Raw genomic sequence first — 13,517 nt, 5'->3', positions numbered from 1 at the left:
CATGGCGTACGCACAGTCAGTCACGACTTCAGGGGTACGTCAACACCGTGGAACACAATGGGTTTTGAGCCACTCCCCGGGGAGCGACAGCCGGTAAATCCAAGGCCAGAGCTAAGGTGTGGCTCGGTTTCCGGCCAGCGGCCGCGCGCTGGTTCCCGGGCAGCCGGCCGCGCGGCGGTTCCCCGTCAGCCGTCCGACAGCCGGAACGTCATCCGCCCGAACCCGACCTGGTCGCCCTCGCGCACGACGGCCGCGCCGACGACGCGCCGTCCGTTCACCGTCGTGCCGTTGGTGGAGCCGAGGTCGCGCAGCACCCACATGCCGCCCTGGTGGCGGAGTTCGGCGTGGACGCGGGAGACGGTCTCGTGGTTGAGACGCAGTCCGCTGGCGGGGTCGCGGCCTATGCGCAGCGGGTGGCTGTGCGACGGGTGCGGCAGCTGCAGCTTGGGCAGGCGCTCGGCCTGCCAGGCTCTGCGCAGCCGTACGGTGAATCCGGAGACCGCCTCGACGGTGCCGAACACCAGGCGGGAGAACCGGCTCTCCGTGGGAAGGTCGGCGGTGAGCACGGCGAGTTCGTCCGGGCGGCGGGCGGCGAGCGCCAGTTCCATGCGGCGGATGAACGTGTCGTGGGAGAGGCGGCCCATGGCGACGCCGTCACGAAGCACCTTCAGCGCCCTGTCGCGCTCCACGTCGGACAACCGCGCCGGGTAGGTGTTGAACTCGAAGGACGACGTCACGTTCGTGATTGTCGGGCAGTGCGGCCGGGCTGTCCAGGAAACGGGAGAACGCCCGCCACGCGCGCGTACCTGCCGAGACCCGCCGCAAATGGGTGGATGCGCCAGCGGATTGATCGCGTTTGACGCACCATGGACGGGCTACATCACGGTGAGCAGACGAAGGGGAACCGTCCGTGCAGTTCGAGGTGTGGGCACCGCAGGCAGGCCGTGTGACGCTCCAGTGCGACGGCGTCACGCGCGCGTTGGAGCGCGATCCGGAACGGACGGGATGGTGGCGGGGCGAGGCGGACGCACGCGACGGGTCCCGGTACGGCTTCGCCCTCGACGACGGTCCGCTACGGCCCGATCCGTGCTCACGCCGGCAGCCGGACGGCCCGGACGGGCTGAGCGCGGTCGTCGACCACGAGCGGTACGAGTGGCGCGCACAGTGGCCGGGACGGCCGCTGCCCGGCGCGGTGCTGTACGAGTTGCACGTCGGGACGTACACGCGCGAGGGCACCCTGGACGCGGCGGCCGAGCGGCTCGGCCACCTCGCCGAACTGGGCGTCACGCACGTGCAGCTGATGCCGCTGTGCCCCTTCCCCGGCACGCACGGCTGGGGGTACGAGGGCGTCTCGCTGTGGGCCGTGCACGAGCCGTACGGCGGGCCCGAGGCGCTGAAACGCTTCGTCGACCGGGCTCACGAACGGGGCCTCGGCGTGGTGCTCGACGTGGTGCACAACCACTTCGGCCCGTCCGGCAACTATCTGCCCCTCTTCGGGCCGTACCTCACGGACCGGCATCACACGCCCTGGGGCGCCGCGGTCAACCTGGACGCGCCCGGCTCGGACGAGGTGCGCGCCTTCCTCGTCGGCAGCGCGCTGGCATGGCTGCGCGACTACCGGATCGACGGGCTGCGCCTGGACGCGGTGCACGCCCTGGTGGACACGCGCGCGCTCCACTTCCTGGAGGAGCTGTCGACGGCCGTGGACGCCCTGGCCGCCGAGGTGGACCGGCCGCTGTTCCTGGTCGCCGAGACGGACCTGAACGACCCGCGGATCATCACCTCCCGGGACGAGGGCGGCCTCGGACTGCACGCGCAGTGGAACGACGACTTCCACCACGCCCTGCACACCACGCTGACCGGCGAGTCGCAGGGCTACTACGCCGACTTCGCGCGCGCTCCGCTCGCCGGGCTCGCCAAGACCCTCACCGGCGGCTACTTCCACGACGGGACGTACTCCAGCTTCCGGGAGCGGCACCACGGGCGCCCCCTGGACCGGACGCGGGTGGCCGGGCACCGGCTGCTCGGCTACAGCCAGACCCACGACCAGGTGGGCAACCGCGCCCAGGGGGACCGGCTTTCGGCCCTGGTCTCCCCCGGGCTGCTGGCCTGTGCGGCCACGCTGACCCTGACGGCCCCCTTCACGCCGATGCTCTTCATGGGCGAGGAGTGGGCGGCGGGCACACCCTGGCAGTTCTTCACCGACCACACCGACCCGCAGCTGGCGGACGCGGTACGGCGGGGCAGGCGGCGGGAGTTCGCCGCGCACGGCTGGAAGGAGGAGGACGTGCCCGACCCGCAGGACCCGGCGACCCGGGACCGCTCCTGCCTCGACTGGTCCGAGCCGGAACGCGAGCCCCACGCGCGCGTGCTGGACTGGTACCGGCGGCTCCTCGCCGTGCGCCGCGAGCAGCCCGACCTGACCGATCCCGACCTCGCCGACACCAAGGTCGCCTACGACGAGGAGCGCCGCTGGATCGCCTTCCGGCGCGGGGACGTCCTCGTGGCGGTGAACCTGGCGCCGGAACCGGCCGCGCTGCCGCTCGGCGTCCCGCACGCGCGTGTGCTGGCAGCGTGGGAGCCGGTGGAGACGCCCGGGGCGGACGGGGTGGTGCGGCTGCCCGCGGAGTCGGCCGTGGTGCTCGTGCAGGACTGAACCTCGGGAGGGGTCAGCCGAGCTTCGCGTCCTGCGCCTCGATCACCGGCGCCAGGAGGCCCGGTCGCGCGATGAAGGCGCCGCCCACCGCCGTGTAGACGGCGATGACGTCCGCGTGGCGTACGACGGTGGTGCGGACGGGCCTCGACGCGCCGCCCTCGACCGTGACGACCCCGCGGTAGGCGAGGGCCTCGTCGCCGGCCGCGGGGGTGTCCTCGGGCTCGAACGGGTCGTACAGCTCGCTGGTGCCGTTCGCCTTGGCGGTGAAGCCGAGGGAACAGCCCTGCACGGCGTCGGCGAGGAGGGTGTCCATCGCCGTCACCGCCATGCCCTGGTCGTAGGTGGCGAGGGTGACGTAGATCCGGGTGCCGGGGGCCTCCTCGGTCGTGACGACGCGGCTCAGGAAGGCCTGCGGCCTGCCGAGGGGCAACTGGTGCGTCATGGCCGCCAGCGGTGTACAGGGCGCGTCGCCGGTGATCTCCTGCGCGGACCTGGCGAAGACGGACTTCCCCTCGGCCGGGTCGAACTCCCGTACCGAGTAGCCGGTGCCGAGGTCGGCCGGGGCGACCAGGAGCCTGGTGATGCGTTCCGCCGGGGTGGGCTGCCGCGCCGGGGAAGCCGTGGCTTTGGGCTTGGCCCGGGCGGCGGTGCCGGAGCAGCCGGCCAGGCACGTGAGGGCGGCGGCCAGCAGGGACACGGTCGCGACGGTGCGCTTCATGGGCGGAGGATAGCCGTACGGCACACGGCGGCCCGCGCCGCTACAGGGCGTCGTCCGCGTCCCGCAGGTCCGTGACCCGTTCCAGCAGGATCGGCTCCCAGGCCCGGCGCAGCTGCGTGCGCAGCGCGGTCAGCCGGCCCCTGTCCCGGCCCGTGAGGGCCTCGGCGAGGTGGACGACCGTGTCGCAGCGGGCCAGCCACAGGCCGCGCAGGCAGGGGCGGGCGCCGTAGCCGGCGAGGGTGGCGGCGCGTACGGCCGCGGGTGAGCCGACGGCGAGCGCGAGGCCCGCGATGTCCTCGGCCGGGTCGCCGACGACCGCGCCGGCCCAGCCGAGGACGCCGCGCACGCGTCCGTCGGCGCTGACCACGAGATGGCCGCCCGTGAGCGCGTGGTGGGTGAGGACCGCCGAGCCGGACTGTGCGGCGAGCTGGGCCGCGGCGGGCGCCGTGAGCTGGTTCAGGCGGGCGGCGTCGAACTCGTCGGCGTCGGCGAGGCGTTCGGCGGCGCGTACGGCGGCCCGGCGCAGTGCCTCCAGGGAACGCGGCGCGGCCCGCGGCACGCCGAGGGTCTCGGCCTGCCGGACCGGCACCTCGCGCAGCCCCGAGAGCAGTCCGGCGAGGTCGGCCTCGCCGACGGCGGACACGTCGTGCTCCTCGCCCGAGCCGCCCGGCAGCTTGGTGTCCAGCGTGTAGGTCAGCCCGGCCGCCCACTCGCCGTGCGCCACGCTGACCGGCACCGCCACCGGGACGTGCGGGCGGACGAGGTCGCGCAGGCGCAGTTCGCGGCGCTGGCGCACGGTGGCGTCGCGGTCGGGGGCGAGGCGCAGCACATGGCGGGTGCCGACCCACCAGGTGGCCGGGCCGGCGCCCTCGGTGGCGGGCCGGACGTCGGGGCCGGCGGCGCGGCCCCCGCCCTGCTCGGGCTCTCCGCCGCCCCTGCCCCTCTTGCCTTCCTGGCCTTCCTTGCCGCCGTCCTTGCCGCCATTCTTGAGCAGGGAACGGACCAGTCGGCGGACGGTGTCCGCGGTGGGTGTCGGTGCCTGGGTCATGGTCGCGCCGTTGCCGTTCGTAAGGCGTGTGGTGGACATCGGTGCCGTCACTCCACTATGACCAGCTCGCGGGAGGTGGTGTTCAGGCGCCGCCCGCCGTCCTCGGTGACCGTCACGATGTCCTCGATGCGCACGCCGAACCGGCCGGGCAGATAGATGCCGGGTTCCACGGAGAAGCACATGCCGGGCACGAGGGGCCGCTCTTCGCCCTCGATCATGTACGGCGGCTCGTGGGTGGTGACGCCGATGCCGTGTCCGGTGCGGTGGATGAAGTACTCGCCGTAGCCGGCGCCGGCGATGACCGCGCGGGCGGCCCGGTCCACGTCCTGGCAGGCGGCGCCCGGGCGCACGGCCTGGAACCCCGCATCCTGGGCCTCGCGCACGATGTCGTGCACGCGGCGTTCCTCGTCGGTGGGCGCGCCGACGTGGACCGTGCGGGAGGTGTCGGAGCCGTAGCCGTCCTTCAGGCCGCCGAAGTCGAGGACGACCATGTCGCCGTGTTCGATGACGCGGTCGCCGGCCTCGTGGTGCGGGTTGGCGCCGTTCGGTCCGGAGGCGACGATGGTGAAGTCGACCTGCTCGTGTCCGTACCGGCGCAGCAGCCGGTCGAGGTCGGCGGCCACCTCCGATTCCCGGCGGCCTGCGAAGGGGACGTTCCGGATCTCCTCGAACGTCGCGTCGGCGGCGGCTCCCGCGGCCGTCATGAGCTCCAGCTCCGCCGCGTCCTTGACGGCGCGCAGCATCGGCAGGGCCTCGGTGAGCGAGGTGTAGGAGCTGCCGGGCACGGCCTGCTGCAAGGCCAGCAGGTGCAGGGCCCAGGCGTTGTCGCTGATGCCGAACCGGCCGGAGGCGTCGAGCAGGGCGGCGGTGGCGGCGTAGGGGTCCTTGCCGTCGGTCCAGTCGCGCAGGGTCAGGGCGGGCGCGCCGGCCGCCTTCTGCGCGTCCGGGGCCTCCAGTGCGGGGACGACGAGGACGGGGTGCTGCCCGGCGGTGAGGACCAGCAGGGTGAGCCGTTCGGTGACCGCCGGGGGCGTGTAGCCGGTGAGCCACACCAGATCCGGTCCAGGGGCCACCAGCAGGCCCGCGAGACCGGCCTCGGCGGCCGTCCGCGCGGCCCGCTCCATACGGGCCCGGTAGTCGTCGGCGGTGAAGGACGCGGCCGTACTTCCGGTCATCCGGACCTCCCAGGGACGGACGAAGGGGCTACGGGCAGCATCCTGCCCGGCCGGAGGGGGCGGCGCGAGCGGTCTGCGTACTTCGTCCGAGCATCACTACTAACGGCACAGCGTTGCTCATGCATGAGAAAATAATGCTTGGATGCTTGCCATCCATTAACCGTTCGATAGTGCCCGCCGGCCCGGGATCGCCGGGCTGATCACCGGCCACGCGCACACGCCCGCCGCGACGTCGCTCGCGGGGCGCCCGCTCGTCGCCTTCCACGTCCTGGCCGACACAGGGCGGCTCACGAGCCACTTCCGGGTGGTCACGTGACGACAGCCGGTACGACCGTCAGCTGCCGGTAGCCGCCGCTGCGGTGCCGCACCGTCAGCCTCACCTCGGTGCCGGGGCGGGCGCGGGCGACGGCCCGGGCCAGGTCGGCGGCCGTGTCGATGCGGGTCGTGCCGACGACGAGGAGCAGGTCACCGCGGACCAGGCCCGCTTCCTGAGCCGGCCCGGGGACATGGAGTCCGACGACCAGGGCCCCCGGCTTCCCGGCGTCCATGACCTCCACGCCGAGGGTCACGGCGGCCGGCGCGGACACGGCGGCGGACGGCGAGGGACTGGCCGGCGACAGCGTGTGCCACCCCCGCGGATCGAGGCCGGCGCCCGTGCCGATCACCGTGGCGCCCATCGCCCCGAGGCCGATCCCCGACAGGACCAGGACGACGCCGGCGAACCCGGCGCACAGTACGTTGAGCAGCCGCCGCCCGCGGCGCCGGGCGGCATGCTGACGGGGCCGTGACGGGCCTGCCCCCGTCGCCGACGCCGCCCCTTGGGGCTCCCGACCCGGCATCGGCTTGGGTCGCAGCGCGGTCTGTTCCATGGCTCGCCTCCGGATGGTGCGGACCGCCTCCGTCGGATGCGGAACGATCACGGCTGGTGCTCTACCCGGCACACCGGCGCGCGATGAGCCACGAACGAGTGAGACTGATCCGGCCTCCCCGGCCTTCCGGGGAGGCCGGAACGACGGCACGGCTCGCACCGCACCCGGCCTTCCGGATGCGGTGCGAGCCGTGGTCGCGGGGCCGGTCGGGCCGGTCGGCCCGTGTGGCCCTCCCCGTAGGCGATGCGCACGCGCTGTCCGCGCCGGACCTCGATGGTCGGGCCCGGCACCTGGCCGTCGTAGCCCCACATCAGGGTCGGCGGGAGCTGCGGGTGCAGGCGCACCCAGGCGGGGCGCAGGGCGATCTCGGTCTCGCGCAGGACGTCACCGGAGGCCGGACCCAGGACGGGCGGGACGGGCAGCGGCGCGATGTACGGCGTCAGTTCGGCCGGGGCGGGCGCCTGACGCCCCGTGTCCATGGCGTCGGCCGGCTTGTCGATGATGTCGGTCAAGGGGAAACCCCCGGGCGCACCACCGGGGGTTCCGTCATGTCCCGTTCCGAGTCGATCTGACCGGAAAGCGCCGCCTAGCGGAAGGCGGGTACGGGCACGGCCGGCGGCCGGTCCGGGAGGAAGCCGTGGGCGCGCCGGCCGAGCCACTCGGCCTTGTAGCGGTCCACCTCGCGGTGCCAGTTGAGGATGCCCGCCATCCAGTTCCGCAGGTCCGTCACGTACGTCCCCATGGCCGCGCGCGCCTCCTCCGTGAGCTGGAAGTCGTCGTACAGGATGGGCAGTTCGTGCGCGACGACATGCTCGAACTGACGCATGCGCCGGCTCAACAGGTCGTGCACGATGCCGAGGCCGGTCGGGTAGTCGCAGCCGAAGAAGGTCTGCACGACGAGGATCGCGTTGTGGATCTCGCCCTCGTACTCGATCTCCTTCTGGTACGAGAAGACGTCGTTGACCAGGCACGCGAAGTCCATCGCGGCGTTCTCCAGGGAGCGCACCGGGCCGCTGCGGTAGACCTCGGGCGGGACGGCCGGGCCGTGGCCCATCCGGCACAGGCTCAGGGTGAGGTCGGAACCGAAGGTCGCGCGGCGCATCTCCAGGTAGTCGACCGGGTCGGGCACGCGGTTCTGGAGCTGGTTGGACAGCTCCCACACCCAGCTCTCGGTCATGACGTTGATCGCGTCCTTCAGGGTGCGCCGCGCCTCGGGCGTCATCTCCGCGGTGGTGCGCAGCCACAGGTCGACGAGGCCGCGCTCCATGGCGTTTGCGGGGACCGGCGTCGCCTCGCCCGCGACCGGCATGCAGTCGGACAGGCGTGCCGTGGTCAGCCGGGCGGCGGCCAGGTCGCGGCGGTGGCCGTAGACCAGCGGGTAGTAGTCGTCGCCGTAGGTGCCCCAGGCGAGCCACTGCGCGCTGAGGTCGAGGGCCTCGGGTGTGGCGTCCGGGTCGAGGCCGGCCGAGCAGAGCGGGAGGTCGTAGGCCCGGAGCTTGTCCTCGTCCCAGACGCCCTCGCCGAGGATGCCCATCCGGTCCACCCAGTCGCGCAGACTCCGGCGGGCGTTGTCCAGGTGCGGGCTGAGCTCCAGCGGGAACGGCATGCGGATGTCGGGGATCCGGGACGGCCCGACCTTCTGGTACGGCACGTGCGTGTAGGCGCGCAGCCGCTCCGCTCCGGCCGTGGCGAGCAGGGCGCGGACGTCGGCGGCGGAGGTGCCGATGCCGCTGAACCCCGGCCACGGCTTGCTGCCGCGCGCGTTCTCGTTCATGTAGCGGCTGGAGCGCAGATGCCACTCGTGGCCGCCGGACTGCCAGTCCTGAAGCCCCTTGGTGTACGCCGCCACGGCCGCGACCTCGCCGGGCGTGAGGCCGTTCTCCAGGGCCACCGCGGGCACTTCGGTGAACGCCGTGTGCTCGAACTGGTGGAGGCGGGAGGTGAGGACGTCGTTGACAATGTCGGCGGCCTCCTGGGTGGTGCAGCCGAAGAAGGTCTCCAGGACGAGCACGCCGTTGCTGTTCTCGCCCTCGTCCTCGACCTCCCGCTGGTAGGAGAACAGGTCGTTGCGCAGGTGCACGGCGTCGGAGAACGTCTCCATCAGCACCCTGAGCGGCCTGGACCCGGCGACTGCGGCGGGCACTTCGGCCGTCGCGTACTCCACGAGCCCGGCCGACCAGGGGGCGCCGCCGACCTTGCGGCGCATCTCGATGTACTCGACGGGGTTGGCGATCCGCCCCTCGTTGATGTTGGACAGCTCCCACAGGGACTCGTTCAGCAGGTGCTCGGTCGCCACGGCGAAGCGGCGGCGCCAGTCCTGCGACATCGTCGGCACCGTACGCGCCCAGAGGTCGGCCAGGCCCGCCTCGACCGGGTTCTCCGGCTCCGGTACGGAAGTCGAGAGGTCCAGCGGCATGAACAGGGGCAGCCGGTCCAGGTGGTCCTTGCCGGCGACACGGTCCTGGCTGCGCTTGTACTTCTCCAGGAAGTGGTCGTCGAAGAAGAAGACCCACACGTACCAGTCGGTGATGAGGGAGAGGGCGGGTCCGTCGCAGTCGGGGTGGGTGTAGGCGCAGAGCAGGCCGTAGTCGTGCGCGTCGAGGTCGGCCTGTTCCCAGACGCCGGAGCCCTCCAGCATGCCCATCTCGCGCGCCCACTCGGCCGAATGGGCCCGGGCCTGGTCGAGATGGGGGTTCAGCCGCGCGGGATGCGGCATGTAGAAGTGCGGGAGTTCGAACGGCTGCGTCATGGCCGGGCCCTACCCGGCACCCCGCGGCGGCATCCACGGGGCCGGACATGATCACACCATCGCGTGAATCGGGGCCGAATACGGGGGTTTTCGCCGGGGCCCTAGGGGGTCCGTACCTGGATCAGCGCGTGGGTGCCGCTGGTGCGCCAGCGCTGGTCCTGCGCGGCGACGAGTTCGGCCTCGGTGCGGGCGTCGAGGCCGGTGATCACGTCGGACTTGAGGGTGCGCAGGGCGGCGACGGGGCCCGGGAAGTACGCGGTGACTTCCGTGAACGGCGTGGTCGGGGCCCAGAGCCGGTCGCCCACGAGGCGGCGGTAGTTGAGGTCGCCCTTGACGACGGTGAGCGTGGCCGAGGCGAAGTCGGCGCGCAGGCCGGCGGGCATCTCCTCGTACGGCAGCGGGGCGCAGGAGAAGGGGTGGGCGCGCAGGCTCAGGCGGCCGTCGGCCAGGGCGGACCAGAGGCGCTGTCCGTACTCGGCGGCCGCTCCCCCGGCGCCGGTGAGGCGGCGCAGGGCGTCGACGACGTCGGCGGTGGTGGCGTCGGAGACGTAGTACGGGTAGGGCTTGACGTGCAGGACGGCCCGTCCGATGCGCCCGTGGGCCAGGAGGTGGGCGATGAGGAGGAGGTCGGGGACGAGTTCGCGGCCCGCGTTGTCGGCGACGAGGCACAGGGTGCCCGAGCCGGTGCTGCCGAGCAGGGCCCACAGGCGGTCGCTGTCGTCGGCCACCAGGCCGGGGGCGGCGTCGGCGGGGCGTGCTCCCTCGGCGGAGAGACGGAAGCCGAGGTCGGCGCGGTTGCCCCAGAGGGAGCCGTGCAGCAGGGCCTGTGCCTGATCTCCGGCGGGCAGGCCGGCGAGGTCGTCGAGCGCGGCCAGCTCCTCGTCGGTCTGATGGGAGTCGAGTTCGGCCAGTTTGGAGGGCCGGAAGGGGTCGATGCCCTGCCAGGGGCCGGGGCCGAAGTAGCCGACGGCTTGGAGCAGTCGGCGGTAGAACCAGCTCTCGGACCACAGCCACGGCACGTCGAACCAGGACCGGCCGGCGTACTCGCGCAGCCCCCAGCTCTCCCAGAGGTCACGGTCGTGCGCGTCGGCGGGGAGCGGTTCGATCTCACCCCCGGTGCAGCCGGCCAGCAACTCGTCGAGCGCGCCGTGCTGCCAGGGTTCGTAGGGGAAGGCCTCGCGCACCTGCCGGATGATGGCCGGGTGCCGCTCGGCGAGCACGCTGTGGGGGAAGGAGCCCGGCTGGTCGCCGAGGAGCACGGGTGCGGAGGGGATCTCGGGCATGCGGCTCACCGTAACGCGCGGGCACCACACCCTGACCAACTGACCGGCACCCTGCGGCCGAGCCCGTCAGACCGGTGCCAGTTCGCGTTCCAGACGGGCCGCCAGGCTCAGGTAGCGGGCGCGGCGGGTGACCGGGACCAGGCCGCGGATGAGTATGTTCCACATCTCGGCCGTCCGGCGGGGCTGGCGCGCGACCGGCTCGCGGGAGCGGCCCACCACCCGGGTGCCGACGAAGAAGCAGACCAGGGAGTGGGCCACGACGTCGATATCGATGTCCGGGTGGACATCGGCCTCCTTGACCGCGCCGACGAGCCGGGCCGTGACGATGTCCAGCCACTCCGTGAACGGATGGCTCAGTGGCGGACGGGGCCGGATCCCGCCGGTGGCGAGCCGCAGTCCGGCCCTGAGGACCGGGTCCTCGACGGACATGCGGGTGATGCCGAACGTGAGGCGCATCAGCGCCTCCAGGGACGTGTGGCCGCGATGGCCGGTCTCCGCCGCCAGCCGGCGGGCGGTGTGCGACTGGAGTTCGAGGATCGCGTGCGCGAGATCCTCCTTCGCCGCGAAATGGAAGTAAAGGGCGCCCTTGGTGACCTGAGCGTGCTCCACGATGTCGCTGAGACTGGTCGATTCGTAGCCACGACGGTCGAACAGGTCAGCGGCGGCCGTGATGATCGTCGAGCGGGTCTGCTCGGCTCGCAACTGCCTCGCCATCGACTGAACTCTCCCGGGACAGAAATGAACGGGTCATGCCGTTTGTTTTTACCCCCCGTACACGATAACTCACCCTCAGACGGCGTTCACCACACCAGTGTGCCGGAGTGCGGGTGCACATCCGGCAAAACAATCGCAACTGGTGAAAGAAAACAGCGCGTTCGGTATCTAACTGTGGGGGTTGTGCGGCCGGACGTAAAGACGGGCCGGCCGGTGCCCCATCCGCACCGGCCGGCCCGCCCGCTCGTGAGCTGCCCGTTCAGCGTCCTCGCCCAAGGAGGACCGGGAGATTCAGAAGGATCAGAAGGTCAGCTTCCAGCCGTTGAGCGTGCCGGTGTCCTGCGCCGCTGTGTCCTGGACGCGCAGCTTCCAGGTGCCGTTGGCGCTCTCGCCGGAGGCGTTGACCGTGTAGGTGGTCTTCACGTCGTCGGCGGAGTCGGAGGCGGCGGACTTCAGACGGTACGCCGAACCGTCCGGCGCGACCAGGTCGATGACGAGGTCGCCGCGGTAGGTGTGGGTGATGTCGACGCCGACCTGGAGAGCCGAGGGGGCGTTGCCGCTGCGGCCGGTGACGCTGATCGGCGACTCGACCGCCGCGCCGTTGTCCGGGATGGCGACGGGGGTGGTGCTGGAGAAGGTCGTGCCGGTGGACGTACCGCCCTTGACGGCCTGGACCGTCTTCGCGGCGTCCGCGAGGCCCGCGCCGCAGCCGCCGGAGCAGGTGCCGGGCAGGGGACGGGCGTTGGCCTTGATGGCCGACTCGATCTGGGCCGGAGTGAGGGCGGAGTTGGCCGACTTCACCAGGGCGGCGAGGCCCGCGACGTGCGGGGTGGCCATGCTGGTGCCCTGGTAGTAGGCGTAGCTCTCGCTGGACGGCGTCTTGGTGCCGGAGTTCAGCGTGGACAGGATGCCGTTGGCGGTGGAGGTGCGGGTCTCGCCGCCGGGGGCGGCGATGTCCACGAGCGAGCCGTAGTTGGAGTACGAGGCGCGGCTGCCGGCGCGGTTGGTCGCGGCGACCGCGATGACGTTGTTGCAGTTGGCCGGCGAGGCGTTGGAGACATTCTGGTTCTCGTTGCCGGCCGCGACGACGACCGTGGTGCCGCGGTTCACGGCGCCGTTGATGGCGCTCTGGGTGGCGCTGGAGCAGGCACCGCTCCCGCCGAGGCTCATGTTGATGACCTTGGCGACGTTGGTGTTGGCGGGGACGCCGGAGACGGTGCCGCCGGACGCCCAGGTGATGGCGTCGATGATGTCGGAGTCGTAGCCGCCGCACTTGCCGAGCACACGGACCGGGGAGATCTTCGCGCCGTGGGCGATGCCCGCGATGCCCTTGCCGTTGTTGGTGGCGGCGGCGATGGTGCCGGCCACGTGGGTGCCGTGCCAGGAGGAGCCGGAGGCCGGGATGCCCTGGCCGCACTCGTCCGCGTTGTACCAGTCGCCCGGGTCGGCCGGGTTGCTGTCACGGCCGTTGCCGTCGACGGAGACGGCGGTGTCGGAGATGAAGTCGTAGCCGCCGACGATGTTCGCGGCCAGGTCGGAGTGGGTGACGTAGCCGGTGTCGATGACGGCGACGGTGACGCCGGTGCCGGTGGTGGTGTCCCAGGCCGCCGGGACGTTCATGCCCGCGGTGGACTCGAACAGGTCCCACTGCTTGCCGTAGTCGGTGTCGTTCGGGGTGGCCGTCGGCTTGTTCAGGCGGTCCGGCACGACGTAGGCGACCTGCGGGTCGGCCTCGTACTGGGCGACGACGTCGGCGACGTCCGCCCGGGCGGGGTTCGTGCCCAGGTCGACGAGGGCGGCGCCGGTGCCGAGGCGGCGCTGGAAGTCGACGTCCTCGCCGGTCTTCTCGGCCTTGGCCGCGGCGTCGGCGGCGGCGGCCTTGTCGGACTTCGCCTCGCTCGCGCCGGACTTGTAGCCGACGATGAGCCGCTCGGCCGGGGTGCCGGGGGCGGCCTCGGTCCGGGCGGCCGGGACGGCGGCGGGCCCGGGGGCGGTCTCCTGGGCGACGGCGACCGAGGCGGGGGCGGCGGTCAGCAGGGCGGCGGAGACGGCGGCGACGGATATCAGCTTCCGTCTGAACTCTGGGGAGATACGCACGGTCGTTGCCTTTCGTGGCCGGACTCCGGGCTGGGCGGAGCGGCGGTGGATGCGCTTCGTCGCTGAAGCGGAGGGGGGTGGTTCGAAAGAGCGACGCAGTGGCCGGCCAGGCGTGTGGGGAGCGACCCGTTCGGGGTTACCTGTGGGTCAGCTGTGGCTGAACAATAGGCAAAGGCCAGGTCATCGGGATACGGGGGAAACCCTCGAT

General features: G+C 72.4%; 10 protein-coding genes and 2 pseudogenes. 2 read left to right on the top strand and 10 right to left on the bottom strand.

What is annotated here, in order from left to right; genetic code table 11:
- Positions 1-185 precede the first annotated feature (185 nt).
- Entirely contained in the window at positions 186-737 is a 552-nt protein-coding gene (locus ACFZDA_RS02250) for an FHA domain-containing protein (protein ID WP_391073540.1), read from the bottom strand.
- 173 nt (positions 738-910) lie between these two features.
- On the opposite strand from ACFZDA_RS02250, the gene treZ reads away from it, so the two are divergent.
- Positions 911-2,656 (top strand): malto-oligosyltrehalose trehalohydrolase, encoded by a 1,746-nt coding sequence (treZ, locus tag ACFZDA_RS02245; protein ID WP_391073538.1) that lies wholly within the window; start codon positions 911-913, stop codon positions 2,654-2,656.
- 13 nt (positions 2,657-2,669) lie between these two features.
- Here the strand turns inward: treZ and ACFZDA_RS02240 are convergent, their stop codons facing one another.
- The 3 genes from ACFZDA_RS02240 to ACFZDA_RS02230 are packed head-to-tail and all read right to left on the bottom strand — an operon-like array spanning position 2,670 to position 5,597.
- Complete coding sequence (locus tag ACFZDA_RS02240; protein ID WP_391073536.1) at positions 2,670-3,374, bottom strand: hypothetical protein; 705 nt, start codon at positions 3,372-3,374, stop codon at positions 2,670-2,672.
- A 40-nt stretch (positions 3,375-3,414) separates the two neighbouring features.
- On the bottom strand, positions 3,415-4,422 hold the full coding sequence (locus tag ACFZDA_RS02235) for a phosphotransferase (protein ID WP_391074561.1): 1,008 nt from the start codon (positions 4,420-4,422) through the stop codon (positions 3,415-3,417).
- A gap of 47 nt (positions 4,423-4,469) precedes the next feature.
- Positions 4,470-5,597 carry a M24 family metallopeptidase gene (locus tag ACFZDA_RS02230; protein ID WP_391073533.1) on the bottom strand — a complete coding sequence of 376 codons (1,128 nt, stop codon included), beginning with the start codon at positions 5,595-5,597 and terminating at the stop codon, positions 4,470-4,472.
- A 175-nt stretch (positions 5,598-5,772) separates the two neighbouring features.
- Between ACFZDA_RS02230 and ACFZDA_RS02225 the strand changes: the two are divergent.
- Positions 5,773-5,913 (top strand): annotated as a pseudogene (locus tag ACFZDA_RS02225) (phosphodiesterase); the annotation flags it as partial.
- Here the strand turns inward: ACFZDA_RS02225 and ACFZDA_RS02220 are convergent.
- From ACFZDA_RS02220 to ACFZDA_RS02195, 6 genes and pseudogenes are all read right to left on the bottom strand, one after another.
- The gene (locus ACFZDA_RS02220; protein ID WP_391073530.1) at positions 5,906-6,466 is read right to left on the bottom strand and encodes a PDZ domain-containing protein; all 561 of its coding nucleotides are present in this window, start codon (positions 6,464-6,466) and stop codon (positions 5,906-5,908) included. The pseudogene ACFZDA_RS02225 and the gene ACFZDA_RS02220 sit on opposite strands and share 8 nt — an antisense overlap.
- Before the next feature lie 236 nt (positions 6,467-6,702).
- Positions 6,703-6,945: pseudogene (locus ACFZDA_RS02215) on the bottom strand (multicopper oxidase domain-containing protein); the annotation flags it as partial.
- A 107-nt stretch (positions 6,946-7,052) separates the two neighbouring features.
- Positions 7,053-9,215, bottom strand: a complete 2,163-nt coding sequence (gene cyc2, locus ACFZDA_RS02210) for a germacradienol/geosmin synthase Cyc2 (RefSeq protein WP_391073527.1) — start codon at positions 9,213-9,215, stop codon at positions 7,053-7,055.
- A 101-nt stretch (positions 9,216-9,316) separates the two neighbouring features.
- Positions 9,317-10,498: an ARMT1-like domain-containing protein gene (locus ACFZDA_RS02205; protein WP_391073524.1), complete on the bottom strand. Its 1,182-nt coding sequence runs from the start codon at positions 10,496-10,498 to the stop codon at positions 9,317-9,319.
- A gap of 66 nt (positions 10,499-10,564) precedes the next feature.
- Positions 10,565-11,212, bottom strand: a complete 648-nt coding sequence (locus tag ACFZDA_RS02200; RefSeq protein WP_391073521.1) for a ScbR family autoregulator-binding transcription factor — start codon at positions 11,210-11,212, stop codon at positions 10,565-10,567.
- Positions 11,213-11,512: 300 nt separating this feature from the next.
- Positions 11,513-13,309 (bottom strand): S8 family serine peptidase, encoded by a 1,797-nt coding sequence (locus ACFZDA_RS02195; protein ID WP_391073518.1) that lies wholly within the window; start codon positions 13,307-13,309, stop codon positions 11,513-11,515.
- Positions 13,310-13,517 lie beyond the last annotated feature (208 nt).

The sequence above is a fragment of the Streptomyces sp. NPDC007991 genome (assembly GCF_042958445.1).
Classification (GTDB): Bacteria; Actinomycetota; Actinomycetes; order Streptomycetales; family Streptomycetaceae; genus Streptomyces.
This window is presented reverse-complemented; position numbering and strand designations above follow the sequence as displayed.

Excerpts from the sequence above, each read along its gene's own strand:
- ACFZDA_RS02205 (WP_391073524.1), bottom strand. The coding sequence starts at position 10,498 with ATGCCCGAGATCCCCTCCGCACCCGTGCTCCTCGGCGACCAGCCGGGC.
- ACFZDA_RS02235 (WP_391074561.1), bottom strand. The coding sequence starts at position 4,422 with ATGACCCAGGCACCGACACCCACCGCGGACACCGTCCGCCGACTGGTC.
- cyc2 (WP_391073527.1), bottom strand. The coding sequence starts at position 9,215 with ATGACGCAGCCGTTCGAACTCCCGCACTTCTACATGCCGCATCCCGCG.
- ACFZDA_RS02220 (WP_391073530.1), bottom strand. The coding sequence starts at position 6,466 with ATGGAACAGACCGCGCTGCGACCCAAGCCGATGCCGGGTCGGGAGCCC.
- ACFZDA_RS02240 (WP_391073536.1), bottom strand. The coding sequence starts at position 3,374 with ATGAAGCGCACCGTCGCGACCGTGTCCCTGCTGGCCGCCGCCCTCACG.
- ACFZDA_RS02200 (WP_391073521.1), bottom strand. The coding sequence starts at position 11,212 with ATGGCGAGGCAGTTGCGAGCCGAGCAGACCCGCTCGACGATCATCACG.
- ACFZDA_RS02230 (WP_391073533.1), bottom strand. The coding sequence starts at position 5,597 with ATGACCGGAAGTACGGCCGCGTCCTTCACCGCCGACGACTACCGGGCC.